Origin of the sequence: Bacillus safensis (genome assembly GCF_039619585.1) — a bacterium.
GTDB lineage: Bacteria > Bacillota > Bacilli > Bacillales > Bacillaceae > Bacillus > Bacillus safensis.
The window spans coordinates 534,125-558,325 of the sequence record NZ_CP154909.1 but is presented as its reverse complement, the minus strand read 5'-3'; the positions used below and the strand labels follow the sequence as shown (position 1 = coordinate 558,325).

Sequence of the window (24,201 nt, the reverse complement as noted above, 5' to 3'; positions counted from 1 at the left end):
CCCTATCTTATAAATATGTCACAAATTCAGAAACTGGCTTTCTATAGCCTCTTGCTTGTCTGCTCTCTACTTTTTCTTTTCCAAGTGTAATCATTAACACAGGAACCAAATCTGATTGAATGTTTAATACCTTTTTCATTGTTTCGGGATCAAAACCGATCATCGGGCAAGTATCCCAGCCTTTATTTTTAGCGGCAAGCATAAACAGCATGGCAGATAATGAAGCATTGCGGATTGCCTCTTCCTTCTGGAAATCTGCTCCTCTCTGCTCATAAAAGCTCACGGTCTCTCTGACCATTTCTTCATATTGCTGCGCATTGATAATGCCTAGCATTTTTAGGCCTTCATATATGTTCCCTGCGTGCTCATAAGCATTTGGATCTCCGAGTACGATGATCGCTGCTGAAGCAGAGTGCACTTTATATTGTCCAAATGCCGCTTCTCTTACTTGTTCTTTCAGCTCTTCTGTTTGGACGACAACATATTGTGTGTGCTGTAAGTTAAAAGCGGATGGTGCCAGCTTGACCTCTTCAAATATGCTGTTAAGCTCTTCTCTCGAAATCGAGATATTTGGCAAAAAATTTGATGCGGATCGTCTTTCACGTACCAACGTATCAAAGCTGAGTGTCATCTTGTTTCCCCTTTTCGCGAAGTTGTTTTGCACCTAAACCGATTTTTTTCAGTAATTCAATGAGCTGCTCTTTTTCTTCTTTTTCAATAAAGGCTAGATTTTGTGAAATGACCTCTGTGTGTTTAGGGAAAATGTCGTCAAACAATTGCTTCCCTTTTTCCGTCAGCCGTACATGAAAGACCCGCTTATCTGAAGGCGCACATTGCCTTTTCACCAGTTCTTGTTTTTCTAGTTTGTTCACGACATATGTCATGCTTCCACTTGGGATTGACAGGATGTCGCTAATTTTTTGAACAGGCTGAGGCCCTTTACTGTAGAGCAATTCTAGGATTTGAAAGTTTTCAAATCCTATATCATAACGTTCAATGTCTTTTTGGATATTTGTAAAAAGGGCTTGATAGGCTTTCATCCACACGCGGAATAGCCTTAAATCTAATTCATGATCATGCTGCACCATGGCAACTACTCCTTTTTCAAGAAATCCTAAAACTAGGATAAATTTATCCTAACACTAGGATATTTTCTTGTCAACGAGTTTATTTCATAAAAAAAGACCACCTTGGTTCAGTGATCCTCTTCTTTTAAGATAAAATGCATTTCAGCAATTTGTTTGTATTGATGTACTCCCTGTAATGAAAACCTAAATTCCAGATCCGCCGGTGAAAATAGAGGAATTCCTCTTCCAATCATGACAGGTACGATTTGAAGAAAAAGCTCATCAACCAATCTTGCTTGTAGGAATGATTGAAGCAGTCCCCCGCCGCCGACAATCCAAATATGCCGGCCTGTTTCATTCTTTAATTTTTTGACAAATGATAAGAAATCTTCGCGAATGATATGCGTTCCTTCCAAACTGTCTTGTAACGTACGTGACATGATATAACAAGTCTTTCCTTCATAAGGAAACCCATCTGGTGATAGCTGAAGCACTTGTTCATATGTATTGCGCCCCATAATCAGCGTATCGACTGACGCATAAAAGGTGTCATAGCTCGTTTCTTCTTCGCCCTCTGTCCCTATCAGCCAATCGAGGCGGTGATCCTCTCTCGCTAAATATCCATCGATACTTATCGCCCCATAAAATAGCAGCTTCCTTTTCTCACTCAATCCCACCACTCCCTTACTCCGAATAAGAACATATATTCTATTTTATCAAAAAGGAAAGACAAAGGCTACATAACTTTCTCCCTTTTTACGATTCCTGTTCCACCTTGAGAAGAAGCTCGTATAATTTATGCGCGAGTTTGCCGGCATCAATGGTCATTTCTTCATGAATCCATTCCTCGAGTACACCCACGACACCAGACACGACAAAAGAGGCCTCGATTTGTTCATTTTCTGTAATCGGCCGCTGATCATGCTGCCACTCTTTCATGATTTTTTCTTTGAAAAATGCTTTGAATTGATTGGTGGTTGGGCCATTTGGTTTTACAAATAACGTCAACATAGATTGATTCTCTTTCAAGTACTCCGTCGTTTTGTTTAAAAAGGAAAGCATATCAAGAGGGTCCTGACTTGGAAAGGTTTCATCATATAATCCCCCGAGCTGATCGAATAGTTCTTTCTCAAGCTGTTCATATAAATCAAACACATCTTGATAGTGCAAATAAAAGGTTCCCCTGCCTAAATCCGCTTTCCTTGATAGCTCTGATACCGTAATCTGCTGCACTTCCTTTTCCTTTAACAGCTCAAGAAAGCTTTCCCGAATGGCTCTTTTTGTTTTGATTGTTCGTCTGTCCTTCATGACATCCCCTCCATTGCTGAACAATCAGGCGCCAAATGTCTATTTATGAACAGGATTTCATCCATTGCCGATGTTCGATTGGTTTACTTCTTATTATAATCAACACATGTTCAATAATCTATATGTGTTCAGTAAAGGAGGACCATCATATGTTTCATTTCAGACTTGCTAGAGAGGATGAACTGCCTCAAGTGGCAGAGTTGTTAGATGATTCGTTTCAGGACTATTCATTTTTTGACCTATTATGTGAAAAGGTCAAAAACCGGTCTGCTTTCGCTCGTCAACTGCATTTGGTCAATACAAAGGTGTATTTTCAGCATCAAATCTGTTTGGTCGGGGTTGAGAACGAAAAAATTGTGACTGCTGCCCTTTTAAAGCATCCGCGTCTTCCTGAACCAGGCGTCATGGATTATGTGCTGTCAGGTGGGTTAAAGCTGCTCTTCACTGGCGGTATATCGGCGGTTCAGCATGTGTTCCGTGTGTTAAAGGAGGCGAAAAAAGCATGTTCTTCCTTAAAGCAGCCTTACTGGTATTTAGAAGCACTTGTCGTGGCAAAAGACGAGCAAGGGAAAAAACTCGGAAGCCGCATGTTAAGGCAATGCCTTTTTCCCTTTATCGCCCAGCAAGGCGGCGGACTGTTCACACTGATGACACACAACGAGGCCAATCGTCATTTCTACCGGAAAAATGGCTGGATGGAGTTTGATGAAAGGGTACTGCGCGGAAAGGAAATGTCCTTGGAAAGCTGGAGCTATAAAACCGTGATTAAATAAGGTATCCTCGTCAGGTGATGATATAATAGAGTCAGTTCAATCAATGATCATACTTGGAGGAGAGACTGATGATACGACGACTTGATCATATCGTGTTGACTGTACAACATATGGAGGACACCATTCGCTTTTATACAAACGTATTAGGGATGAAGGAAGAAACTTTTGGTGAAGGCCGTAAAGCGCTTCGTTTTGGTTTACAGAAAATCAACCTTCATGAAGCTGGTCATGAATTTGAGCCAAAAGCGGCTCATCCTCTTCCTGGATCTCATGATTTGTGCTTTATCACCGATTTAGACATGGACAGTTTGCTGCTGCACCTCCGGAAGCAAGTGGTCCCCATTGAAGAGGGGCCGGTCAGACGCACCGGTACATTAGGTCCAATTGAATCTGTTTATATCCGTGATCCTGATCTGAATTTAATTGAAATCTCTCGATATATAGAGGAGGGTGATCCGTCATGACTCGTATATTTTTGAGACCGATTGAAGAGCAAGATTATCCTGGTATTCAAAGAGGATGCCAGCATGCAGAGACACTTTATATGACTGGCACACGCAAAACGTTCACACTAGAAGAAATCCGCTCCGCCTATACCCGCTTTTTGCAAGATGACAGCAGACGAGATTTCGCTATTTGTCTGCTAGACACGAAAGAGATGATTGGGGATGCGGCGATTGTGGACATTGATCCAATCAATCATACGGCAAGCTTCCGCATTGCGCTTCACGGGCCGGAGCATTTTCAAAAGGGCTATGGCACTGAAGCGGTTCGGATGGTTCAAGCATTTGCCTTTGACACATTAGAACTCAACCGTCTTGAGCTTGAAGTCTTTTCCCACAATCCAAGGGCCTTTCGAAGCTATGAGAAAGCCGGATTTCAATATGAAGGAAAAAGACGCCAAGCGCTCTATTTCAACGGTACATACTCAGATGTCATCATCATGGGCATCCTTCGTGAAGAATATAACCACATGATGAATACAGATGCTCCTGTTTAAGAAAAGTCGTCTTTTTTAAAAAATTGAATCCCAGTGACGATGATTAAACAAATAATGGAAGAGAGAACGATAGAGACACTCGCTAGACTAAGCGCCATGCCTTCCCATCTGCCAATAAAAAAACTGACAATCAATAAAACCAAACCAAATAAAATCAAGCATATAGGGACAATGAACCCCGCATGGCGCTGCCGGCGTCTTTTCCCTGCCCACCATGAGAGACACAAGACAACGATTGTAAAAAAGGCGGTTTGCAGCCAGAACATGTGATATCAACTCCTAACCCATAACAATGGAGGTACTTCAAATGAACATTAGACCCATTGAGCAAAAAGACAACCCGTATATCGCAGCGATCATCCGCAGCTCACTAGAATCAGCGAATCTAGCGATTGAAGGAACAGCCTACACTGACCCCCAACTTGACCAGCTTTTCGAATACTATCAATCATTGACTCATGCAGCCTATTGGATTGCTGAAGAGCAGGGTGAGATTGTGGGCGGTATAGGGATTGCTCCATTTACAAAGGGAGTATGTGAATTACAAAAGCTTTATTTAAGTCCAAAAGCACAAGGAAAAGGTGCGGGCAAAAAACTGATGGATACGGCGCTGGAATATGCCTCTACATACTATGAAACGTGTTATTTAGAGACGCGCCGGGAATTAACAGCGGCTATAGGCCTTTATCAGCGGTATGGCTTTTCTCTTCTTTCAGAACCGCTTGAAGGCTCTGAGCATTCTGCAATGGATGCTTGGTATCTCAAAACCTTCTCATCTTGAACCATAAAATAATCGATAGGTTTTGAGCCTCTGAAAGCCTAACTTCTCTGCTAGTTTGATTGAAGCTAGGTGATGGACATCGCAATCCCAATGCAGTGTCCTCTTTTTTTCAAGACAGATGCTGATCATATGCTGAGCTGCCAGCAGTGCCAAACCTTTTCCTCGATATGTTTCATCTGTCCAAATATCTATCTCCGCACGATCCTTACTTGAAAAAATAGAGACACATTCACTTACCACGTTCTCTCCATCTAAAATGGCAATCCCGATTCCCTTTGATAGAAAACGAGCTGTTTCTCCCCAATAGGCTTCGTAATAGCTGGGAGGAAAAGTCCTGCTTGCAGTCATCACCTGCTCATTTGTCCGCTCTACTCTATAGCCTTGATGAGACTGAGCGGCATGAGAATATGCCTGTGAATAAACGTACGCATGTCTTTCCATTTCATTCAGATGTGACCCAAGACATTTTTTCATCATCGCATCTGTTAATGGATTTGCTGAAAATATGGTAAATCGGCCGTTTTGTCTTTTCTGCCTTTCGTACACCTCCACGATAAAGGCTGAGCAGCGTAACAGCTCCACTTCATTCCTTCCTGCTACATAATAAATGCCGCATGAAGCTTCGAGAAAATAAACAAGCGGATGCGCTTCATTATCTACATAAAGATTTCCTTGAATAAAACCATCCATGACCGCATCTACAAACACTGGATATGCCGGATCGATCTGCCGAATTCCTTTTTTCATTGATGGTGTCTTTTGCCGTTCTAAGAAATGCACGATTTCTCCTCCTTCCCTTCCATTATAAAGAAAAAGCTGCTGACATTCAGGTCTCTTTTCAGCAAAAGGAATTCTTCTGCATCAATAACGCAATTAAAAAAAGAGACCTTAGTTAAAAGGTCTCTTACTTCTGCATGACATTATTCTGCCGCTGCCTCTTCTGACACTTTTCCCTTCCAAATCAGGGTTAAGCCTAATCCAAGAAATAAGACAACACCTGCGAATAGAAATGGGAAGTGAATATTTTGGTCAAATAAGATGCCGCCAAGTGCCGGCCCGAAAATCGTACCTAGGCTTGTGTAGGTGGAGTTCATTCCTGCGACAAATCCTTGCTGGTTGCCAGCGATTTTAGATAAGAAGGTCGTTAATGCTGGACGTAATAAATCAAACGCAAGGAAAATGACACATGTGACAATCAGAACAACCAAAAAGCCTGAAACAACAGTTGAAACGAAAGCAAGGACAGCCCCGATAATCAGACATAGCTGAATGACTCTTTTTTCTCCTAGGGCATTTACCAGTTTACCAAACACAAGTACTTGTATGATGACAGCCACAATCGAGCTGACGGTAATGATCACGGCAATATCTTTTGGACCAAATCCAAACTTATGATTTGTGAACAAGCTAAAGACTGTTTCATATGCAGATAGTCCAAATGCGAGGACAAACACAATGATAAAGGCGATGAGGTAGCTTGGATGAATTGATTTTTTCAAATCTTTAAAGAAAGTCGATTCTTTCACTTCATTCATTTGCTTCGCTCGCTCTTCTTTTGTTAAAGGCTCCTTCAGCATAAACATAGACGAAATAACGGCAATAAACGCAATCCCTGCCGCAAAGAAGAATGGCAGGCGTACGCCGTATTCTGCAATAAACCCGCCAATTCCCGGGCCAATGATAAAACCGGTACTAATGGCCGCAGAGACATAACCCATCGCCTTTGATCTTTCTTGAACGGTCGTAATATCTGCGACATACGCAGTGACAGCCGGCATAATAAATGCCGCACTAATACCGCCTAGAAGCCTTGCAACATACAGAACATACACGTGTGTACCAAGACCAAAAACGAGTTCTGATAATGCGAATAGAAACAGCCCAGACACAATCATAATCTTTCTTCCGTAGCGGTCTACCCATCTACCTGCAATAGGTGATGCGATGAGCTGAGCAACGGCAAACGCCGCCACAAGGTATCCCATTGTACTTCCTGTTAGATGCATGACATTCATGAATAGCGGCATGACAGGAATAATGAGACCGATGCCTAAAAACGCAATAAATATATTACTTAATAAAATAACGAGTACTGCTTTTTGCTCACGAATCGGTTTTTGCATGATGTTTGTTTCCCCTTTACTGACTCACTTGTTACTCATGATGGTTGATTCCGTGAATAAACAATGAGATCGCCTCTTTTTGTAACTCTTTCTTCTGCTCGATGGTGTCATTTTTATATAACACGTCTAATCCATAAAAAACGGAAAGTAATATTTTCACTTTTGACTCCACATGCTGGATTGACCAGCTGCCATCTTTGTTTCCTTCAAGTAAGATATCTCTCATCACATCATCAAAATCGACATCAATCTTGTTCAGCCGTTCCATGACTTCGTCTGATGTAAAGGCACTGGCACAAAATTCCTCACTCGCTCTCATTAATGGGTAGTTAATGCCCATTTGACTGAGCAGTTCTGCAAACCCGGCAAGCTTGTCGATAGCTCGGTTCAGTGTTTTCTTCTCCTCTTGCCACGTTTCCATCATCAAACGATGATCCTCTTCCATAATATGAAGAAACAAAAACTCTTTTCCTTTGAAATGATGATAGAGATTGCCTTTACTCACCTCAGCAGCCTCTAAAATATCACGCACGGATGTTTCTGAATAACCTTTTTTCGCAAATAAATCACGAGAAGCGGTGACGATTTTTTGCTTCGTCTTCTCACTCTTTCCAGCCCCGCTTTGTGTACTTGTCATGTGTCACAATCCCTTTCTACCCTGCATTTCTTCATGCAGACTAAATAAAACCGACCAGTTGGTTTATTTTTAATTATAAATGGATTTTCCTTATAATACAATGAAAAGGTCATCGACTTCATAAGGAGTGATTCATGTGAAAACAAACAGAACAGTCATTTGCGCTATCACCAAAAAGGACTTATATGTATTTTTCTTCTGCGACCTTTTCATGGCTACTTTGGCGTACTACGTGTTCAAATTCAAACCAACCACATTTTATGAATGTGCAGGGGTCATGGGAAGTATACTATGTCCCTTTTTGATGAAAAAGTGGATATACCGGTGATCTCCTTTCAAATATATCCATCATTCATTTAACTTTTCTTTATATTTAACTTCACTTAAATATAAAGATTGCCTATAATAGAAGAGAGGTGATGTCATTGGATGAGGAAATCATTCATTACGGTAAAAAGATCATTGAATACTCGAATGCTCTAGGCTCAATTTATGTAGAAGAGTATCAACGATTTTTAAAACATGAGTATGCAGATTTATCAGCCAAACAAGAGCTGACACTTGAGCTGCTGCGCACGAAAACGAGAACAATCAATGAATTAGCTGATTACTTTTCGATTTCTGCCAGCGCAGCTAGCCAGCTTGTATCAAAGCTTGAGCAGCTCGGCTATGTCAAACGAGAAATTAATCCACATAACCGAAGAGAAATCATTGTTGATTTTGCTCAAAAGGGCCATGACTACCACAAGAATACGGAAGACATTCAATTGCACCTTATTCAAAAATATTATGCAAAGCTTCCAAAAGAAGATTTAAAAACATTACTATCTCTATACGAAAAAATCTATCAGATTGCAAAAGAAGCGCCTTAATACGGTGTTTCTCTCACTGATATTTAAGTTATCTAAACTATTAAGGGGATGAAAATATGCAAAGCATTCATTTACAAGATGGCCGGTACATTGGTTTGACTCAATACGGTGATCTTGAGGGGTTTCCAATTTTCTTTTTTCATGGAACACCTGGATCAAGAGTGATGTTTTTAGATGATGATCCAATCTCTCAAAAGCTCGGCATTCGTCTCATCTGTTTGGATCGACCTGGATTCGGTTTATCCACCCCTCTACCTGACCGTACAATTTTAGACTGGGCAAAAGACGTGCTGGAAGTGGCAGATGATCTTGGCATTCAACATTTTTCAGTGATGGGTGTATCTGGAGGCGGCGCATTCGCAGCTGGTTGTGCCTATCAATTACCGGATCGCGTCCTTTCAGCCGCTCTGATCTCAAGCACAACCCCTTTTCAAGGCGGAAAACCGCCAAAAAGCATGCTGAAAGAAAATAAATTAGCCTTTTTCCTTAGTAAGAAATTTCCTTGGCTATTGAAAGCAAGCTATCGTTCCCAGAAAAAAATGATTGAGAACAAACCAGAGAAATTTAAGAAGCTGGCCAAAAACGGGAACAAGCATTTACATCCATGGGATCGGCAATTCCTTCAAACCGATGAGCAGTTAGAGATGATGATGACACATTTACACGAAGCGACTCGTCAATCAGTGGATGAATGTATTCGTGAACCCATTTTACTCTCGAAACCATGGGCATTCGATATGAAAGATATTCAAATCCCTGTTGATGTATGGCATGGAAAAGAAGATACAATGGCTCCATTTGTAGAAATAGAAAAAATAGCTCAGGCGATTCCAAACGTCAAAACCCATTATATAGATCAAGCGGGGCATTTTCTTACTGATGTAGACGATATTTGGCGAGATATTTTACTCTCTTTAAAGGAACGTGCTGAACATCAGAAACAATGCATAAAAAAAGACCCAATATGACTTGGGTCTTTTTCTTCATTAATACTGTTCATAATACCTTTGCACTTTAACTGGATCTTTTGTCTTCGTCAGTGCCAGCATCAGCAGAATACGTGCTTTTTGCGGGTTTAATGAATCAGAGGACACAAAGTGATGTTCATCATCCGTTTTTTCGCGGGTGACAATTCCATTCCCCGTACGGCTTGATCTCACAAGAACCACATCTTTTTTCACTGCATCTGTTGCCCCTTTGATGGCTTCTGTAGATATCGTTCCATTTCCTGCTGCAGCCACGACAATTCCTTTGGCACCTGCTTTTACTGCGGCATCATACATATATTTTTGATCATTTTGATAGCCGTATAAAATATCAACTTGCGGCAATTCTTTTATCTTTGATACATCAAATTCACTTTCAGTCGTATGTTTTCTTGTCGGTTCGTTATAAAAGGACACCACTTCACCAGTAACTTCTCCGATGTATCCTTGCTCAAGTGACTTGAAGGCATCGGTTGTGGTCGTGTTTGTTTTTGTAACAAATCGAGCTGATGCAATTCGGTCATTTAATGTGACCATGACCCCTTTGCCCTTTGCTTCTTTGGCTGATGCAATTTTCACCGCATGATACAAGTTAAGCGGACCATCCGCACTGATTGCCGATGCTGGTCTCATTGAGCCAACGACCACCACAGGCTTATCACTTTTAACAACCAGATGTAAAAAGTAAGCTGTTTCTTCAAGTGTATCTGTTCCATGCGTGATGACAATGCCATCAACTTGATCATCTTTTAATAGTTCATTCACTCGCTTGGCTAATTTTAAAAGAAGAGCGTTATCAACATTTTCACTGCCGACATTCGCAACCTGCTCACCCGTGACATTTGCAATATCCTTCAGCTGTGGAACGGAAGCAATGACTTTATCAATGCCGAGTGAACCAGATTTATAGCCCGTCGTATCTGTATCACTGTCTGAACTGCCAGCAATCGTCCCGCCTGTGGCTAATACCTTAATATTTGATAAGGACTTATTCCCTGTTTCAACGACCTTGTTTTTCTCTTTTGTTTCACTCGATACGTTCTCTTTTTCATTTTGACTATTCTCTTGAGTGCCCGTGTTCGCACAGGCTGCTGTCACCAGTAATAAAACAGAAAGAAGGACAGCACCTAACCATTTTGTCATGTTCATTGGATCATCTCTTTTCCTCATTTGATGGATTTCATGGCTAAATCTCTTTCTATAGGCTTTACTTTATACCATACCTTCATTCATCGGCATGAGGCTAAAGGTATAGAACCAAATAAAGGTAAAAAGGGCATTATATTAATGATTTATTCAATTCTTATTACCTAAATTTGCTGTAATTAAGTTGAGTATTGAAGGTGGCGTATTTTAAAAATAACTGATGCTTGTTAATGAATTTATGATAAAATATAGTAAATTTTACAAAAAAGGAGTATACATTTTGCATTCGCTTCAACCCTTTTACAAAATCCTAATCACTCTATTCATCAGCTCTATTTTACTCGGCTTGTTTGTCTGCTTATTTCCACCTATTCAAGCTGAGCCTGCGTTTCTAATATTTTATATTCCTATCTTTTTTGTTTTTTATTTCGTCTTTGCGGTTCCTTTGCAGTTATTGTTTTCTTTGCAGCCAAAGGCTTTCCATCCTCTTTATTTAGCTGCGTATTTACTGATTGCAATGGTTGTCATGCTCTTTTTCATTGATGGAATTGGGAGTCAAGCGTCTTTACCCATCATCATCATGAGCAGTCTTATCTACTGGACTTGTGATTCTTTGTTTTATCAAAGAATGCATGAAAAAAACACCTAACGCGAAGGTGTTTTTCTCATTAGTTTCTTTAAAGCATTTTTCTCATCAAATAATCGGTATCCATTTTGAGCGATCTTCCTAGGACGTACAAAATCCTTTTCTGTAAAGTGACAAAGGGCAATTTTGTAATGCTTAATCGCCTTCACTTGTTACATTTCTCCTATGCTTGACCACACAGCCAATCATGCCATAAAAAAATCACTAAGGAAATCTACCTCAGTGATGGGAATCGTTATTTCATACTTGTACCAGCATGTGAATAGATCGGATCTTTCAATTCAAATTCGAATGTCTTTCCGTCCACAATACCGACTGTTTTTTCACTGTCATAAAGCTCAAGCAGACAAGCTGCCATTTCTTTTGATGTATGATATTTCTTGAAATTGCCTTCATATTCAAATTCGTCTACATCCAATGAACGCTTTGCAAATTCTGATTCTGTCGCGGAAGGTGCTAATATTTTCGCCTGTAATTTGGCTCCTTTTCCTTTCAACTCTAGTGCCAGTCCTTCTGTAAAGGCACTCACGTAAAACTTCGTGGCTGAATAGGTGACGGCATTGCCGACGACTGTATAACCGGCTCGTGAAGAAATGTTAATGAGCTGCGCTCCCTCTACTTGCTCATAATCACGAACAAATAAGGTGGATAGAATCGTTAATGCTTCGATATTCAGATGAAGCATATCCCTTATTTTACTTAAATCTTGTTCTCCTATAGAGCCAAAGTGACCAAACCCTGCATTATTAATGAACGTATCCAGCTCATAATCTGACAATGATTCATAAAATGAATACACTTGCTCTATGTTTGTTAAATCGACTGACTGTATGACTACTTTGATATCGGGATATTGATCATGAATCTTCTTCTTCAATTCTTGGAGTTTATCAAGCCGCCGTGCAGCTAATATAAGATTTTTCCCTCGTGCTGCAAAGGCGAGAGCCGCCTCATATCCAATACCTGAGCTTGCTCCTGTAATGACTGTATAACTCATTTTAAATCCCCCTATTCGCGTCTTCTAACTGGTTAAATTATAACGACAGCGTTTCGCTCAAGTCAATTTTGAAGAGAGTCAAAGGGCAGCATGTCTAACTTAGGACAGCTCCTCAGTCATTTCCTTTTGAATCATTTTGGAGGATATCATGTTGAGATTTTTTTGTTCATTTTTGAAAAACCAATTGGTAGGAATGTTCGATTAACTCCTCTACAAATGAGGATGGAATGTCTGCATCAAGGTAAATGGAATTCCAATGAGTCTTATTCATATAGTAGCCAGGGATAATTCCTTGAGGAAAGATATCTGACCCTTTTTACATTCACTTTTCTTTTTCAGAAACAGTAATAAAAGCACAGGCCCATTGTCTCCTGTGCTTTTGAATCACTCTACTTTTCTTATTCAAACGCCTTCTTTAATTGATCCCCCATCAGATGCCAAGCTTCTTCAGCTATGGCTAAATCTCCGGCGTGCGTGAAGCCGTGTGGAACGCCTTTAAATTGTTTGTACGTGACGTCTACCCCAGCTTCTTTTAACTTGGCAGCATATTGCTCGGCTTCTTCAGCCAGCGAATCCTTCTCTGCTGTGATGACGAGAGCTGGAGGCATTTGTGCTAAGGATGAACGATCTGCAAAAACCGGAGAAACGAGCGGATTGTGCGGATCTTGGCCTTGCAGATAGAAGGAATTAAAGAGTCTCGCCAATTCAACTGGGATCGCTTCTTCAAACGCTGGCTTTTGTGCTGGATCAGTGGCTAGATCAAGCGGCGGATAATCAAGCACTTGATAGGCAATTGGGAGTGTATTTCCTCTTTGAATATTCAATAGACAAGCAGCCGTTGCCAAATTTCCTCCTGCGCTATGTCCGCCAATGGCTAATGCATTCCGATCGATTTGAAGCTCCTCAGGATGTTCATACAGCCACTTCATTACATCGTAGCATTCATGAAGAGCGGCTGGGAAAGGGTGCTCGGGTGCAAGCTGATACTCGACATTGACGACGATACATTGCGCCCGGTCTGCAATGACTGGACACCAGGGATTATCCATTTCAGCACTGCCCATGATAAATCCGCCGCCATGTAAATTCACAAAAACAGGAAGCAGCTGTTTTTGTGTGTTCACTGGCTTAAATACCCACACCTTTGTTTCGCCAGCACTTGTTGGAATGTCATATTCCATTTTGTTCACTTCAGGAGGATTTACTGGCTTTAGTTCCGATTGACTCGCTAATGAACCTTCAGATGGCTGGCGTAATGACGCAGCGATTTTGATTTGTTCTTCTAAGTTCATGATCTCAGACTCCTATCTTATTCATTTCTTAGTTACTCATTCTTTTCCTTTTCCTCTTTTCCTCCTACTGAACCAACAGCAAATTTTCAATGTTCACTTTTTACCTATCTCCCCGTTTTTACTCTCTTTGAAACAAGCATTGAGCAAATAAAAAAGCACTGCGGCGCTATGCCCTCAGTGCTTTTCATTTCTCTTATGATACTTGTTGTTCTACCTTCACTCGTTTAATGAAGAAAGCAATAATCAAACCGATGATCGTCATGATCACTGCAAAGATAAATGCATGCTGGACGCCATTTGTAAAGGCGAGCAGCTGATTCACCGGATTTGCGGGATCAGACACATTTTCCATAAAGCTGCGGGCGCCTGAAGAAAGGATCGAGATACCGACCGCAGTACCAATGGCTCCTGACACCTGCTGCAATGTATTCATAATCGCTGTACCATGCGGATATAGCTCTGGCGGCAGCTGATTCAATCCATTTGTTTGAGCAGGCATCATGATCATCGCGATTCCGATCATTAATGTAATATGAAGGGTGACAATGAATCCAATCGACGTATTCACACTTAGATTCGTAAAGCCAAACATCGTCGCTGCGACAATGACAAGACCTGGAATGACAAGCCATTTTGGACCAAACTTATCAAATAGACCACCCATGATTGGAGATAGGAGTCCGTTGATAATTCCACCTGGCAATAGCATTAAACCTGCTGTAAATGTAGAAAGCGCCAAGGATGTTTGCAGATACAATGGTAAAATCATCATAGCAGACAGCATCACCATCATACACACTAAAATCAGAAGTAACCCAATGACAAACATTGGATATTTAAACGGGCTTAAGTTCAGCATTGGTTCTTTCATGTTCAACTGTCTTAAGGAGAACACAAGAATCCCTATGACACCTACTACAATTGCCACGATCACATGCATACTGCTCCAGCCGCCGCCTTCACCGGCACTGCTAAAGCCATACACAATTCCGCCGAAACCAATGGTTGAAAGCACAATTGATAAGATATCGATTTTCGGTCTTGTTGGTTCTGTAATATTTTGCATAAAGATATAACCAAATACGAGTGCAGCCATTAATAAAGGAAGTGAAATCCAGAAAATCCAATGCCACGTCAGCGATTTCAGAATAAGACCGGAGACGGTTGGACCGACTGCTGGTGCAAACATGATCACAAGACCAATAATCCCCATCGATCTGCCTCGTTTATGAGGCGGGATGATGACCAAAATCGTATTAAACATCAATGGCAGAAGCAATGCTGTACCGACTGCCTGCACGACACGTGCTACCATTAAAATACTAAAGACCGGCGCAACCGCCGCAATAAATGTTCCGATGATCGAAAAGACAAGCGATGTAATGAAAAGCTGTCTTGTCGTAAACCATTGAAGAATGAGTCCTGAAATCGGTACGAGAATACCAAGTGTTAATAAATATCCTGTTGTCAGCCACTGAGCAGTCGTCGCTTCAATTCCAAAGTCTAACGTTAAACTTCTCAGCGCCATGTTTAATGCCGTTTCACTGAACAGGCCAATAAATCCAGCCGTGATAAAAGAAATAATTATGGGCAGCGTTCGAATGTCAGAAGCTGCTGCTTTCTGTTTGTTCATATTAAGTTGGCTCCTTTTCTTTTTCAATTTAGATGAACCTTAGGAAGTCAGGGTGGTCAGAAATGAGCCACTTTCATGTCTATTGAAAGACGGATAAAATCTGTTTTTCTGCAGCAAATTGAGCGATTCTTTCGATTGAATAGCCGGATTCATGTATATAAAACATGAGCTCAGGCGTCATTGGAGAGGACATACATAACGTTGTCAGTTCTATGTCCTGTATGTTCGCTTCTCCCTTTTCTCTCGCTTCTTCAAGCAAATCACGAATGATTTGTCTAAGTGATTGACTGTAATGACTCTCATACACTTTACTTGTCTGCTCTAAACTCCCAGAGATTGTGAGCATCCGAATCCAGTCTAAATGGTGACCGACGATGAGATGAATTTCTTCAAGAACGTAGCGCAAACGTTCACGGACCGGCTGATCACTTATTTTGCTCAAGTAAAGATGCAAAGCTGGTATCAGCTGTTCAAATCTCTCCCCAAGGATAGAAAGGCACAAATCACTTTTATTGGCGTAGCGGCGGTAAAGAGTACCCTGCCCAACACCAGCTGTTTTCGCAATTTTATGCATGCTGACATTTTCTACACCAAATTCTTGAAACAAGGAGAATGCAATCTCTTCAATTTCCTCCCCAATATCCTTTTCCACCATGCTCACCTTCTTTACCTTCATCCACATGACACTTATCTCTATGTGTTAAATCAAAACACTTTAGGTTTTTCTTAGGACAATTGTCCCGATATTATCTTACGGACAACTGTCCGCAATGTCAATCATTATTTTTTACTTATGATCCTTCTTTCAATTCTATTAAATAATGCACACTGTTTATCATTATTTAGACCGATTTTCCCTTTTGAAAGAATCATGTATGATCAATAAAGAAAGCGCTTCCATAAAAGGAGAGGAGAATGCGAATATGTACCGTATGAAACGAATGTTGATGCTGCTTGTCACTGGATTAGTCTTGAGTTTGTCCACATTTACAGCGGGTGCCTCGGCACAAACGGGTGGATCGTTTTATGAACCTTTTAACAACTATAATACGGGGTTATGGCAAAAAGCCGATGGATACTCGAATGGAAACATGTTTAACTGTACGTGGCGTGCAAATAACGTGTCGATGACCTCATCAGGTGAAATGCGTTTATCGCTCACAAGTCCCGCCTATAATAAATTTGACTGCGGAGAAAACCGCTCCACACAAACTTACGGCTATGGGCTATATGAAGTCAACATGAAGCCAGCCAAAAATGTGGGGATCGTCTCTTCTTTCTTCACTTATACGGGACCGACTGATGGCACGCCTTGGGATGAGATTGACATTGAATTTCTAGGAAAAGATACGACAAAGGTACAGTTTAACTACTATACCAATGGTGTAGGAAATCATGAAAAGATCGTCAACCTTGGTTTCGATGCAGCGAACTCTTATCACACGTATGCATTTGACTGGCAGCCAAACTCTATCAAATGGTATGTCGATGGACAATTAAAGCATACCGCCACCACTCAAATTCCTCAAACACCAGGGAAAATTATGATGAACCTGTGGAATGGTGCAGGTGTCGATGAATGGCTCGGCTCCTACAACGGTGTTACCCCGCTCCACGCACATTATAACTGGGTGCGTTACACAAAAAGATAACTCTATCAAAAAACCTGTGATTTTTCACAGGTTTTTCTTCGTTTAATTAGAATGAGTTTTCAGCTGATGAGCGAGTTTTTTCTCATGATTGTGGATAATATCTTCATAACTTTCTATTTTGAAATCCAATCGTTTAATGGTCTCTTCGATTTCCTTTTGTTTTTGAACGAGTCTTTCTCGTTCATTGACCAAAATGTTTTTTCGCGAAGATAACGTATGATCATCATCCTCAAAAAATAAGGCTGTATATTCTCTAAGCGCATCAATCGAGAGCCCTGCATTTCTCATACACTTGATAAATTCGATCCATTGAAGATCATCCTCCGTATAATCACGAATCCCATGATCGTCACGTTTGATTTCCCTAATCAAACCAATATTCTCGTAATATCTAAGTGTCGCAGTGGATAAATCGAGCTGTTTTGCTGCTTGTGCTATTTTCATTGTGCCCTCCTTCTTTCTCTTACCTTCCGATCTCCCTTTCCTCATCATCTCCATTTTGAAAAAGAAAGCAAGATGCTTTTGGCTCAATTCTTGATATCAAGAATGTTGTAACAGCCTGGATTTATTATTACAGAAGGTTTTCTGTTGACTTATAGTTCACTTTAAGACGTACAGTATAGAGGAAAGAATCGAATCTTATTTTTGAAAGGATGATCAAGAATGTGTCAGACGCACCAATCAAATGTTTTAAGTGTTTCACACGCAAAAGCGAATTTTGAACGGACGACCATTGAACGAAGAGCGCTTCGTCCACATGATATTTTAATTGATATTCAATTTAGCGGGATCTGTCATTCAGATATCCACAGCGCTTTTGATGAATGGGGCGGCGGCATTTTCCCGATGGTTCCAGGTCATGAGATCACTGGGGTCGTTACAGCTGTAGGGGATGATGTGACGAAGTTTCAGATCGGAGACCGTGTAGGCGTTGGCTGCTTTGTGGATTCCTGCGGCACCTGTGAATATTGTCAAAATGGAGACGAGCAGTATTGCACAAAAGGGGTCGTCCAAACGTATAACAGCCGTGACTATGACGGGGAGCCGACTTATGGCGGCTACAGTCAAAAAATTGTCGTGACTGAACGATTTGTCGTCAGCATTCCTGATCAACTGCCCCTTGATGCCGCAAGTCCTCTTCTCTGTGCTGGCATTACAACTTATTCTCCATTAAAGCACTGGAAGGCAGGCCCTGGCAAAAAGGTTGCGATCGTCGGAATGGGCGGGCTCGGCCATGTTGCTATTCAATTCGCGAGTGCTCTAGGCGCTGAAGTGACGGTATTGAGCCGCTCTTTGAATAAAAAAGAAGAGGCCCTATCATTTGGTGCAAAAGACTATTTTGCTACAAGTGATCCTGATACGTTTCAGACACTAGCCGGTCAGTACGACCTTATTCTCAATACGGTCTCTGCCAACATTAACGTGGATGCCTATTTGTCCTTACTCCGTGTAGATGGAACCTTGGTGAACGTCGGTGCACCGCCTAAGCCGGATCAATTCCACGTCTTTTCATTAATTTCCGGCCGCCGCAGCATAGCTGGTTCACTCGTTGGCGGCATCCAAGAAACACAAGAAATGCTCGATTTCGCAGCTGCTCATAACATTGCGCCACAAATTGAAGTGATCAACGCTAATCAAGTTGATGAAGCGTATGAACGGGTGCTGAAAAGTGATGTTCGTTACCGGTTTGTGATTGATATTTCGACATTATGATCGGATTCTTTTTTGAAAGACTAGCTCAATGGCTGGTCTTTTTTTAACATGATTTCCTCATAAACAGCTGTTTACGTTTCAATGACTTGATACGGATATAAAGGCTGGCACCCGAGCTGTTATTGTGGATATCCTGTTTTTCTTATAGCGAGGAGGATATGTTCAAATGAAAAAAATCACATCCAAAATTCCCACAAAATAACCTCCCTTTTTTAGAACAAAATTTATTGACAACAAATAAATAAACATGTTATTATTAAAAATTTGATTATTTAACCTCTAAGTGTGGTACCCTTAAAGTAGATACATTATATGGAGGTGGATGATATGTTTCAAATTGGTGATAACATTGTTTATCCAATGCACGGAGCAGGTATAATTGAAGCCATAGAAGAAAAAGAATTCTCTGATGAAAAACAACAGTATTATGTGATTAAAATGTCAATCAGTCATATGAAAGTAATGATTCCAACACGGAAAATGTCAGGTTCACGTATTAGACCTGTTACAGATATACTGGCTTTAAAGAATGTAATGCACATTTTCCAGCATGGCAAATCAGATCAATTACTGACATGGAAAGAACGGCATACAATTAACACAAACAAAATAAAAACGGGTAACATCCAAGAAGGTGCTGAAGTTGTGCGTGATCTGATGCGTATGAAGAAAGAGAAAGCACTCAATGCAAGTGAAAAGAAAATGCTGGATGATGCCCATGAATTTTTGCTAAGTGAATTAGAAGTCATCAAAGGAATTACAGAAAAACAAATCAAAAGTTTCTGTTAAGAACCTCTTCCACACTCACCATTTTTGAATACAAGTTCTCTACGAACATGTCCATCCTTCAATTTATTAAAGAAAAAAAGAATTTATTTAGGCAAATTCCGCATATTGTAAATCCAATATGCTATACTGTTGATAAACCTTTGAAGCATGAATTTTTTTACGATTACCTTGTAACACCTCCCTACTTGTACGCTGAGTAGGGTTTTTTATTGAAAAAATGCGTGAAAGCATAAAAAAACAGGCTCTCTACAGAGAACCTGTTTTAAAAGGATGAAGATTAAGCAGTTTTTTGAACGTTAGCAGCTTGAGCTCCACGAGAACCTTGCTCTACGTCAAATGTTACTTTTTGACCTTCGTCTAAAGATTTGAATCCGTCACCTTGGATAGCTGAGAAATGTACGAATACATCGTCGCCTTCTTCACGTTCGATAAATCCAAAACCTTTTTCTGCGTTAAACCATTTTACTGTACCTTGTTCCATGTTTGTTGCCTCCTCGTGCGTATACCACACAATGTATTATACTATCCTTGCCCAAAGTATCCTCAAGACGAAAAGTCTTTCTTCATGCTATCCTTTACGCCGAACAAAAATAATTATTCTTATTGTAGCATGAATCGGAAATAATTGCAATTTAGGATTTAAAAGAACAAAATCAACGATCCCACATAATTTTGTTCTTCTCTGACTTTAAGATAATTTTTTCTACAAAATGGACGTTCAATCTCGAAAGGAATAAACAAGTTCATAACGTCATTCCATTTTTCAGACATCTGTCAGTATTATTTAAAAGTGGTAATAACGAAAACATTACTGTACTCTTAGAAAATTCATGTCATTTCTATTTCAGCTAATATTCAACATTTTTATTCCTATCTATTATTAAAGTTACTATAAGACTAGCTACGCTGACTAAAGTTCCTGCGATAGAAACAACAATTGTCAAAAAGCCATCTGGAATAAAAAATCCTATTGGAATTAGTACCAGAAAAGAGAGAACAATAAAACATTGGTATACACCAGATATAGTTCTCACAATCAAGTTACTGAAAAAAGACATCACCAACGGAGGGATGAATAAAAAAACCACTATTCCAATTGATATTATTAAGATGCGAGGCTGATCAAATGAAATGACATTATCTCCAGGGGAATTTTGGGCAGCCACTAGCATAACAACTATAGACATCATTAGAGTAAGTAAAACTAGAGAAAACCTTTTTATCATGCTATAACTCCTTTTTCATATTGAATAGTTTTATAGGGACAGGCTAATTTAGTCAACCAATTTTTATGTTGACACAAATCGCTTGTATTTTCTGGATAATCATGAATTGGTCATGAGCTTATAAATTTTTTGAAGTTGACCTTATGCAACTTAATTCCATTTTATCAAATTATCTCATCAAAACCTTTATTTAACAATATAAAAAATGAAAGGAAGCTAGAAGCTGAATAAAAGAATTTATTCATGATGTTCTTATATGGACAACAATCGCATCATGACTGGCAACTATACTTTAGAGGATACAAAAAAACCAAAGGTCTACAAACTTTGGTTTCTTAGATGCGGCCGAGGGGACTTGAACCTCCACGTGTTATTCACCCACTAGGCCCTCAACTTTGTGAACCGATACCAATCTTTCTTTCATTGAACTCTCTAAATTCCGTTTTCACCTTTTCTTTCCCATTCACATAAACCCGAATTTAAAAGTCTTTATTTTCCATCATCCCACATACTTAGATTCAATGCCTCATATATTTCTAGACAAATATAAGTTATAGGGGGATGACATGAACAATCAATTTCTAGATCAGGAGTATCAATCGAATAATCCTATGGTGGAACCACCAGAAAGATTAGCAGCACCATCTGAATCCTTAACAGAACAAACATTTATTGAACGTTCATTAATTGAAAATAAATTCTGGCTGAGAATTATGAAAGAACATGCTTTATTTCTTGGTGAAGGTTTTAATCGTAAAGATAAGCAGTTTATCCAACAAACAGACCGTTTTCATTATTATTTTGAACAACTAGAACAACAAGCCTATAAAACGCCTAACAATGTTCAAGCTGTACGTAAACTGAATGAAGATAGTATTGATCTAGCATATGGTTTTCGAAATTTCAAAAGAAATTTACTTATATTGATCATTAACTGCAAGGTTTCAGGGTTTAACTTTCCATTGCTGGTTGATCACATCGCTCGTGAAGCAGAATATTTCGTGCGAACACTTCAAAAATTTAATAAAGGCATACTTGACCCTATTCAAGACGCCATTATTAGTGAAAATGTTTTCTGGCTGAGAATTATGATGGAACATTCCAGATTTATTGCCTCACTATTAGACCAATCCGAACGTAAACTTGTTCATAAAGCCAGTGAATTTGGAGATAATTTCGAGGTTTTGCTTAATCAGGCTAGAGATGTTGAATCCATGTTGTTTAGAAAAAAACCAACTTACCCTATTATTGCTAAGCTCAATGATGATAGCGAGGACGCTACGACAGAGCTTAGAAACTTCAAAAAAGCAGGATTAGAGATGATTAAATCATGTCAAATTAAAAATGTGATCAATCCTCTACTAGCAGATCATGTTTTGCGTGAAGCAAATCACTTTCTATATATGACAGATGTATTAGAAAAGCGTTTAAAAGAAAAACAATCTATGGAATCTTCTTATTAAGCCCTTCATTTCAATGAAGGCATTTTTTATTGATCAGTCTTCCCCGACTGCATGATCGATAAATTAGGCGAATACCCTTATCAAAAAATGATCTAGGTGCATAACCTACTCCTAAAAGACATTTAATAAAAGGAGTTTAGATATGTATTATTATTCTGATCCGTATTATCTCGATAATTTTAGACAACAACCTGATTTGAGTCAGGCAAATCAAAAAATGCGTAGCCTTTTATCTACGATTCAACATATCCCTGTACACTCATCCTCTTTCCAACGCTCGATGGCTACAGTAGTGAAACATCTGCAAGTTGTCAGTAGAGCACTTGCTCTTGGATGCGGTATGAGTTCAGAATTCAGATTCCTTCCAGATACTTGGGGATTACGTGAGCTTCATATTGTACACGCAAAATATCTAACTCCATTGAGTTATCACGTTTATTCTGCCTTAGGTGCAGCTGAGCTTCTTGCCGCAGGACAAGGTCGGGCTCCTCATTTTGCTCTTATGATTGGCTGTATGAATTCAATACTTCGTCTATGGTCAAACTTTCCTGCAGCGATAGCTGACCTTCGAAGAGCAGCAGGCCAACAATATGCATCTTCAGTAGACGAGGCAGAAAGACTGCTGAGTCCAATGGTTCCATCCACTCAACAGGCATTATCCATCAGTCAATCTGCAGTTAGTCCGGTTATTTGGCAGGCTACCTTACATGCTACACATTTAGCTCGGGAAGTACGGCAGATTGTTGCACAATCAGTGAGTCAGGGATCTTCATATTAATCAGTCGATACGATATGAAATTTCCATGGAATCAACCTTTGCCAATTAAAATGCTTGTATGTAGTCTTTAAAAATAAATACTGATCTTAAAAAGGTATCCTTGTGCTGCGGTACCTTTTTATTTCGAGTCCTCATGAAGTTGCCGCTACATTTTTATACCGCACTGTAAAAAAACCGACTGATCTAACCAGGAAAGGAGCATTCCTCCTACCAGAAACAAAACAAAAAAGAACAGATTATCTTACTGGAGGAAGCTTATTGAAATTGGCGCTTCAATGGGGGATACGTGCATCTATTCTGACAGCAATAGATGTATACAGCACTTATTTCCAAGAAAAAACCTATGGCTGAGAAATTAGATGACATTATTTAAAAATATCAAATACAACCAAAATAAGCCCACTTAGATAAAGTAGGCTGGCACATTTTGGGCATTTATCTGAAATCCTATAAATAAATAAAAATACCAAAGGTCTATAAACCCTTGGTATCATTGATGCGGCCGAGAGGACTTGAACCTCCACGGGTTATTCACCCACTAGGCCCTCAACCTAGCGCGTCTGCCATTCCGCCACGACCGCGTGTATGATGTGCTCATATATTCATAAGTGCACTGTTTGGAAAAACAATGCGGGTGAAGGGACTTGAACCCCCACGTCATAAAGACACTAGATCCTAAGTCTAGCGCGTCTGCCAATTCCGCCACACCCGCGTGACAATGGTGAGCCATGAAGGACTCGAACCTTCGACCCTCTGATTAAAAGTCAGATGCTCTACCAACTGAGCTAATGGCTCATCTGCTATGCAGAAAAACATATATAAAAAATGGCTGGGCTAGCTGGATTCGAACCAACGCATGACGGAGTCAAAGTCCGTTGCCTTACCGCTTGGCTATAGCCCAACGAATCAAAAAACAAAACATGACCCGTACGGGATTCGAACCCGTGTTACCGCCGTGAAAGGGCGGTGTCTTAACCGCTTGACCAACGGGCCATACAATAATGGCGGAGAAGGAGGGATTTGAACCCTCGCGCCGCTTACACGACCTACACCCTTAGCAGGGGCGCCTCTTCAGCCACTTGAGTACTTCTCCATTATGGCTCCGCAGGTAGGACTCGAACCTACGACCGATCGGTTAACAGCCGATAGCTCTACCACTGAGCTACTGCGGAATAATAAGACATGTTTCATTATATCTATGCCAGAAAAATGTGTCAAGAATTTTTAAGTGTTTCATTCCTGTCTCATTAGCGACGGCTTTTATAATTTAACATATACTAATATAACAGTCAAGCCTTTCTTCCTTCCTTTTTGTTTTC

Annotated in this window: 28 protein-coding genes, 7 tRNA genes and 1 pseudogene; 12 read left to right on the top strand and 24 right to left on the bottom strand. The window is 40.2% G+C overall.

Annotation, left to right across the window (positions count from 1 at the left end; all coding sequences use genetic code 11):
• Positions 1 to 7: 7 nt before the first annotated feature.
• The 4 genes from AAYR28_RS02745 to AAYR28_RS02730 all read right to left on the bottom strand — a co-directional run bounded on the left by AAYR28_RS02745 (position 8) and on the right by AAYR28_RS02730 (position 2,375).
• Positions 8 to 631: a nitroreductase family protein gene (locus AAYR28_RS02745; RefSeq protein ID WP_034284077.1), complete on the bottom strand. Its 624-nt coding sequence runs from the start codon at positions 629 to 631 to the stop codon at positions 8 to 10.
• Positions 615 to 1,088 (bottom strand): MarR family winged helix-turn-helix transcriptional regulator, encoded by a 474-nt coding sequence (locus AAYR28_RS02740; protein WP_041116800.1) that lies wholly within the window; start codon positions 1,086 to 1,088, stop codon positions 615 to 617. The genes AAYR28_RS02745 and AAYR28_RS02740 overlap by 17 nt, the downstream gene beginning before the upstream one ends.
• 107 nt (positions 1,089 to 1,195) lie before the next feature.
• On the bottom strand, positions 1,196 to 1,738 hold the full coding sequence (locus AAYR28_RS02735) for a dihydrofolate reductase family protein (RefSeq protein ID WP_345808923.1): 543 nt from the start codon (positions 1,736 to 1,738) through the stop codon (positions 1,196 to 1,198).
• A gap of 85 nt (positions 1,739 to 1,823) precedes the next feature.
• Complete coding sequence (locus AAYR28_RS02730; protein ID WP_345808922.1) at positions 1,824 to 2,375, bottom strand: TetR/AcrR family transcriptional regulator; 552 nt, start codon at positions 2,373 to 2,375, stop codon at positions 1,824 to 1,826.
• 149 nt (positions 2,376 to 2,524) lie between these two features.
• Here AAYR28_RS02730 and AAYR28_RS02725 point away from each other — a divergent pair, with 149 nt between their 5' ends.
• The 3 genes from AAYR28_RS02725 (at position 2,525) to AAYR28_RS02715 (ending at position 4,148) form a co-directional block, all read left to right on the top strand.
• Complete coding sequence (locus AAYR28_RS02725) at positions 2,525 to 3,148, top strand: GNAT family N-acetyltransferase (RefSeq protein WP_345808921.1); 624 nt, start codon at positions 2,525 to 2,527, stop codon at positions 3,146 to 3,148.
• 68 nt (positions 3,149 to 3,216) lie between these two features.
• The gene (locus tag AAYR28_RS02720; RefSeq protein WP_024425420.1) at positions 3,217 to 3,612 is read left to right on the top strand and encodes a VOC family protein; all 396 of its coding nucleotides are present in this window, start codon (positions 3,217 to 3,219) and stop codon (positions 3,610 to 3,612) included.
• Positions 3,609 to 4,148 carry a GNAT family N-acetyltransferase gene (locus AAYR28_RS02715; RefSeq protein WP_034284087.1) on the top strand — a complete coding sequence of 180 codons (540 nt, stop codon included), beginning with the start codon at positions 3,609 to 3,611 and terminating at the stop codon, positions 4,146 to 4,148. Before AAYR28_RS02720 ends, AAYR28_RS02715 begins: the two co-directional genes overlap by 4 nt.
• Here AAYR28_RS02715 and AAYR28_RS02710 read toward each other — a convergent pair.
• Positions 4,145 to 4,414: a YesK-like family protein gene (locus tag AAYR28_RS02710; protein WP_034284090.1), complete on the bottom strand. Its 270-nt coding sequence runs from the start codon at positions 4,412 to 4,414 to the stop codon at positions 4,145 to 4,147. The two genes, AAYR28_RS02715 and AAYR28_RS02710, sit on opposite strands and share 4 nt — an antisense overlap.
• A gap of 41 nt (positions 4,415 to 4,455) precedes the next feature.
• On the opposite strand from AAYR28_RS02710, the gene AAYR28_RS02705 reads away from it, so the two are divergent.
• Complete coding sequence (locus AAYR28_RS02705; protein ID WP_065215267.1) at positions 4,456 to 4,929, top strand: GNAT family N-acetyltransferase; 474 nt, start codon at positions 4,456 to 4,458, stop codon at positions 4,927 to 4,929.
• Here AAYR28_RS02705 and AAYR28_RS02700 read toward each other — a convergent pair.
• The 3 genes from AAYR28_RS02700 to AAYR28_RS02690 all read right to left on the bottom strand — a co-directional run bounded on the left by AAYR28_RS02700 (position 4,921) and on the right by AAYR28_RS02690 (position 7,689).
• The gene (locus AAYR28_RS02700; RefSeq protein WP_345808920.1) at positions 4,921 to 5,709 is read right to left on the bottom strand and encodes a GNAT family N-acetyltransferase; all 789 of its coding nucleotides are present in this window, start codon (positions 5,707 to 5,709) and stop codon (positions 4,921 to 4,923) included. The genes AAYR28_RS02705 and AAYR28_RS02700 overlap by 9 nt on opposite strands.
• A gap of 140 nt (positions 5,710 to 5,849) precedes the next feature.
• Positions 5,850 to 7,052 (bottom strand): MFS transporter, encoded by a 1,203-nt coding sequence (locus AAYR28_RS02695; protein ID WP_034284096.1) that lies wholly within the window; start codon positions 7,050 to 7,052, stop codon positions 5,850 to 5,852.
• 31 nt (positions 7,053 to 7,083) lie between these two features.
• A complete protein-coding gene (locus tag AAYR28_RS02690; RefSeq protein ID WP_034284099.1) occupies positions 7,084 to 7,689 on the bottom strand; it encodes a TetR/AcrR family transcriptional regulator in 606 nt (201 codons plus the stop codon).
• A gap of 419 nt (positions 7,690 to 8,108) precedes the next feature.
• Here AAYR28_RS02690 and AAYR28_RS02685 point away from each other — a divergent pair, with 419 nt between their 5' ends.
• Both AAYR28_RS02685 and AAYR28_RS02680 read left to right on the top strand, forming a co-directional pair.
• Complete coding sequence (locus AAYR28_RS02685; RefSeq protein ID WP_034284102.1) at positions 8,109 to 8,561, top strand: MarR family winged helix-turn-helix transcriptional regulator; 453 nt, start codon at positions 8,109 to 8,111, stop codon at positions 8,559 to 8,561.
• A gap of 56 nt (positions 8,562 to 8,617) precedes the next feature.
• A complete protein-coding gene (locus AAYR28_RS02680) occupies positions 8,618 to 9,529 on the top strand; it encodes an alpha/beta hydrolase (RefSeq protein ID WP_345808919.1) in 912 nt (303 codons plus the stop codon).
• A gap of 18 nt (positions 9,530 to 9,547) precedes the next feature.
• Here the strand turns inward: AAYR28_RS02680 and AAYR28_RS02675 are convergent, their stop codons facing one another.
• Complete coding sequence (locus tag AAYR28_RS02675; protein ID WP_345808918.1) at positions 9,548 to 10,696, bottom strand: type II asparaginase; 1,149 nt, start codon at positions 10,694 to 10,696, stop codon at positions 9,548 to 9,550.
• Positions 10,697 to 10,973: 277 nt separating this feature from the next.
• On the opposite strand from AAYR28_RS02675, the gene AAYR28_RS02670 reads away from it, so the two are divergent.
• Positions 10,974 to 11,342, top strand: a complete 369-nt coding sequence (locus AAYR28_RS02670; protein ID WP_025093561.1) for a UPF0715 family protein — start codon at positions 10,974 to 10,976, stop codon at positions 11,340 to 11,342.
• A 232-nt stretch (positions 11,343 to 11,574) separates the two neighbouring features.
• Here AAYR28_RS02670 and AAYR28_RS02665 read toward each other — a convergent pair whose 3' ends face one another.
• The 5 genes and pseudogenes from AAYR28_RS02665 to AAYR28_RS02645 all read right to left on the bottom strand — a co-directional run bounded on the left by AAYR28_RS02665 (position 11,575) and on the right by AAYR28_RS02645 (position 15,937).
• Positions 11,575 to 12,336 carry an SDR family NAD(P)-dependent oxidoreductase gene (locus AAYR28_RS02665; protein ID WP_345808917.1) on the bottom strand — a complete coding sequence of 254 codons (762 nt, stop codon included), beginning with the start codon at positions 12,334 to 12,336 and terminating at the stop codon, positions 11,575 to 11,577.
• Between the two features lie 166 nt (positions 12,337 to 12,502).
• Positions 12,503 to 12,631, bottom strand: a pseudogene (locus AAYR28_RS02660) (MmcQ/YjbR family DNA-binding protein); the annotation flags it as partial.
• A gap of 103 nt (positions 12,632 to 12,734) precedes the next feature.
• Positions 12,735 to 13,628 carry an alpha/beta hydrolase gene (locus tag AAYR28_RS02655; protein WP_034284107.1) on the bottom strand — a complete coding sequence of 298 codons (894 nt, stop codon included), beginning with the start codon at positions 13,626 to 13,628 and terminating at the stop codon, positions 12,735 to 12,737.
• A 193-nt stretch (positions 13,629 to 13,821) separates the two neighbouring features.
• Complete coding sequence (locus AAYR28_RS02650; protein WP_046313989.1) at positions 13,822 to 15,261, bottom strand: DHA2 family efflux MFS transporter permease subunit; 1,440 nt, start codon at positions 15,259 to 15,261, stop codon at positions 13,822 to 13,824.
• Positions 15,262 to 15,340: 79 nt separating this feature from the next.
• Positions 15,341 to 15,937 carry a TetR/AcrR family transcriptional regulator gene (locus tag AAYR28_RS02645; RefSeq protein WP_254114591.1) on the bottom strand — a complete coding sequence of 199 codons (597 nt, stop codon included), beginning with the start codon at positions 15,935 to 15,937 and terminating at the stop codon, positions 15,341 to 15,343.
• 247 nt (positions 15,938 to 16,184) lie between these two features.
• Here AAYR28_RS02645 and bglS point away from each other — a divergent pair, with 247 nt between their 5' ends.
• A complete protein-coding gene (gene bglS, locus AAYR28_RS02640; protein ID WP_046313988.1) occupies positions 16,185 to 16,913 on the top strand; it encodes a beta-glucanase in 729 nt (242 codons plus the stop codon).
• A 42-nt stretch (positions 16,914 to 16,955) separates the two neighbouring features.
• On the opposite strand, the gene AAYR28_RS02635 is transcribed toward bglS, so the two are convergent.
• A complete protein-coding gene (locus tag AAYR28_RS02635; protein WP_008346757.1) occupies positions 16,956 to 17,357 on the bottom strand; it encodes a MerR family transcriptional regulator in 402 nt (133 codons plus the stop codon).
• Positions 17,358 to 17,576: 219 nt separating this feature from the next.
• Between AAYR28_RS02635 and AAYR28_RS02630 the strand changes: the two genes are divergently transcribed.
• Both AAYR28_RS02630 and AAYR28_RS02625 read left to right on the top strand, forming a co-directional pair.
• Positions 17,577 to 18,626: an NAD(P)-dependent alcohol dehydrogenase gene (locus AAYR28_RS02630; protein ID WP_176967297.1), complete on the top strand. Its 1,050-nt coding sequence runs from the start codon at positions 17,577 to 17,579 to the stop codon at positions 18,624 to 18,626.
• 327 nt (positions 18,627 to 18,953) lie between these two features.
• Positions 18,954 to 19,415 (top strand): CarD family transcriptional regulator, encoded by a 462-nt coding sequence (locus tag AAYR28_RS02625; protein ID WP_098677662.1) that lies wholly within the window; start codon positions 18,954 to 18,956, stop codon positions 19,413 to 19,415.
• A gap of 277 nt (positions 19,416 to 19,692) precedes the next feature.
• On the opposite strand, the gene AAYR28_RS02620 is transcribed toward AAYR28_RS02625, so the two are convergent.
• Both AAYR28_RS02620 and AAYR28_RS02615 read right to left on the bottom strand, forming a co-directional pair.
• Entirely contained in the window at positions 19,693 to 19,896 is a 204-nt protein-coding gene (locus AAYR28_RS02620; protein ID WP_003214229.1) for a cold-shock protein, read from the bottom strand.
• 367 nt (positions 19,897 to 20,263) lie between these two features.
• Positions 20,264 to 20,641 (bottom strand): hypothetical protein, encoded by a 378-nt coding sequence (locus tag AAYR28_RS02615; RefSeq protein ID WP_034284113.1) that lies wholly within the window; start codon positions 20,639 to 20,641, stop codon positions 20,264 to 20,266.
• 566 nt (positions 20,642 to 21,207) lie between these two features.
• Here AAYR28_RS02615 and AAYR28_RS02610 point away from each other — a divergent pair.
• Both AAYR28_RS02610 and AAYR28_RS02605 read left to right on the top strand, forming a co-directional pair.
• Complete coding sequence (locus tag AAYR28_RS02610; protein ID WP_120209008.1) at positions 21,208 to 22,104, top strand: DUF2935 domain-containing protein; 897 nt, start codon at positions 21,208 to 21,210, stop codon at positions 22,102 to 22,104.
• Between the two features lie 142 nt (positions 22,105 to 22,246).
• Complete coding sequence (locus tag AAYR28_RS02605) at positions 22,247 to 22,882, top strand: hypothetical protein (protein ID WP_120209006.1); 636 nt, start codon at positions 22,247 to 22,249, stop codon at positions 22,880 to 22,882.
• Positions 22,883 to 23,379: 497 nt separating this feature from the next.
• Here AAYR28_RS02605 and AAYR28_RS02600 read toward each other — a convergent pair.
• The 7 genes from AAYR28_RS02600 to AAYR28_RS02570 form a co-directional block, all read right to left on the bottom strand.
• Positions 23,380 to 23,463, bottom strand: a tRNA-Leu gene (locus tag AAYR28_RS02600).
• Positions 23,464 to 23,511: 48 nt separating this feature from the next.
• A tRNA-Leu gene (locus AAYR28_RS02595) sits at positions 23,512 to 23,594 on the bottom strand.
• A 7-nt stretch (positions 23,595 to 23,601) separates the two neighbouring features.
• Positions 23,602 to 23,677: transfer RNA gene (locus AAYR28_RS02590), tRNA-Lys, on the bottom strand.
• A gap of 31 nt (positions 23,678 to 23,708) precedes the next feature.
• Positions 23,709 to 23,783: transfer RNA gene (locus AAYR28_RS02585), tRNA-Gln, on the bottom strand.
• 20 nt (positions 23,784 to 23,803) lie between these two features.
• Positions 23,804 to 23,875 (bottom strand) — tRNA-Glu (locus AAYR28_RS02580).
• Between the two features lie 9 nt (positions 23,876 to 23,884).
• Positions 23,885 to 23,975: transfer RNA gene (locus AAYR28_RS02575), tRNA-Ser, on the bottom strand.
• A 4-nt stretch (positions 23,976 to 23,979) separates the two neighbouring features.
• A tRNA-Asn gene (locus AAYR28_RS02570) sits at positions 23,980 to 24,054 on the bottom strand.
• Between the last annotated feature and the right edge of the window lie 147 nt (positions 24,055 to 24,201).

Excerpts from the sequence above, each read along its gene's own strand:
- AAYR28_RS02615 (WP_034284113.1), bottom strand. The coding sequence starts at position 20,641 with ATGATAAAAAGGTTTTCTCTAGTTTTACTTACTCTAATGATGTCTATA.
- AAYR28_RS02650 (WP_046313989.1), bottom strand. The coding sequence starts at position 15,261 with ATGAACAAACAGAAAGCAGCAGCTTCTGACATTCGAACGCTGCCCATA.
- AAYR28_RS02625 (WP_098677662.1), top strand. The coding sequence starts at position 18,954 with ATGTTTCAAATTGGTGATAACATTGTTTATCCAATGCACGGAGCAGGT.
- AAYR28_RS02710 (WP_034284090.1), bottom strand. The coding sequence starts at position 4,414 with ATGTTCTGGCTGCAAACCGCCTTTTTTACAATCGTTGTCTTGTGTCTC.
- AAYR28_RS02630 (WP_176967297.1), top strand. The coding sequence starts at position 17,577 with ATGTGTCAGACGCACCAATCAAATGTTTTAAGTGTTTCACACGCAAAA.
- AAYR28_RS02680 (WP_345808919.1), top strand. The coding sequence starts at position 8,618 with ATGCAAAGCATTCATTTACAAGATGGCCGGTACATTGGTTTGACTCAA.
- AAYR28_RS02605 (WP_120209006.1), top strand. The coding sequence starts at position 22,247 with ATGTATTATTATTCTGATCCGTATTATCTCGATAATTTTAGACAACAA.
- bglS (WP_046313988.1), top strand. The coding sequence starts at position 16,185 with ATGTACCGTATGAAACGAATGTTGATGCTGCTTGTCACTGGATTAGTC.
- AAYR28_RS02725 (WP_345808921.1), top strand. The coding sequence starts at position 2,525 with ATGTTTCATTTCAGACTTGCTAGAGAGGATGAACTGCCTCAAGTGGCA.
- AAYR28_RS02665 (WP_345808917.1), bottom strand. The coding sequence starts at position 12,336 with ATGAGTTATACAGTCATTACAGGAGCAAGCTCAGGTATTGGATATGAG.
- AAYR28_RS02620 (WP_003214229.1), bottom strand. The coding sequence starts at position 19,896 with ATGGAACAAGGTACAGTAAAATGGTTTAACGCAGAAAAAGGTTTTGGA.
- AAYR28_RS02685 (WP_034284102.1), top strand. The coding sequence starts at position 8,109 with ATGTCATTGGATGAGGAAATCATTCATTACGGTAAAAAGATCATTGAA.
- AAYR28_RS02745 (WP_034284077.1), bottom strand. The coding sequence starts at position 631 with ATGACACTCAGCTTTGATACGTTGGTACGTGAAAGACGATCCGCATCA.
- AAYR28_RS02720 (WP_024425420.1), top strand. The coding sequence starts at position 3,217 with ATGATACGACGACTTGATCATATCGTGTTGACTGTACAACATATGGAG.
- AAYR28_RS02695 (WP_034284096.1), bottom strand. The coding sequence starts at position 7,052 with ATGCAAAAACCGATTCGTGAGCAAAAAGCAGTACTCGTTATTTTATTA.
- AAYR28_RS02645 (WP_254114591.1), bottom strand. The coding sequence starts at position 15,937 with ATGAAGGTAAAGAAGGTGAGCATGGTGGAAAAGGATATTGGGGAGGAA.
- AAYR28_RS02715 (WP_034284087.1), top strand. The coding sequence starts at position 3,609 with ATGACTCGTATATTTTTGAGACCGATTGAAGAGCAAGATTATCCTGGT.
- AAYR28_RS02740 (WP_041116800.1), bottom strand. The coding sequence starts at position 1,088 with ATGGTGCAGCATGATCATGAATTAGATTTAAGGCTATTCCGCGTGTGG.
- AAYR28_RS02655 (WP_034284107.1), bottom strand. The coding sequence starts at position 13,628 with ATGAACTTAGAAGAACAAATCAAAATCGCTGCGTCATTACGCCAGCCA.
- AAYR28_RS02705 (WP_065215267.1), top strand. The coding sequence starts at position 4,456 with ATGAACATTAGACCCATTGAGCAAAAAGACAACCCGTATATCGCAGCG.
- AAYR28_RS02635 (WP_008346757.1), bottom strand. The coding sequence starts at position 17,357 with ATGAAAATAGCACAAGCAGCAAAACAGCTCGATTTATCCACTGCGACA.
- AAYR28_RS02730 (WP_345808922.1), bottom strand. The coding sequence starts at position 2,375 with ATGAAGGACAGACGAACAATCAAAACAAAAAGAGCCATTCGGGAAAGC.
- AAYR28_RS02690 (WP_034284099.1), bottom strand. The coding sequence starts at position 7,689 with ATGACAAGTACACAAAGCGGGGCTGGAAAGAGTGAGAAGACGAAGCAA.
- AAYR28_RS02675 (WP_345808918.1), bottom strand. The coding sequence starts at position 10,696 with ATGAACATGACAAAATGGTTAGGTGCTGTCCTTCTTTCTGTTTTATTA.
- AAYR28_RS02610 (WP_120209008.1), top strand. The coding sequence starts at position 21,208 with ATGAACAATCAATTTCTAGATCAGGAGTATCAATCGAATAATCCTATG.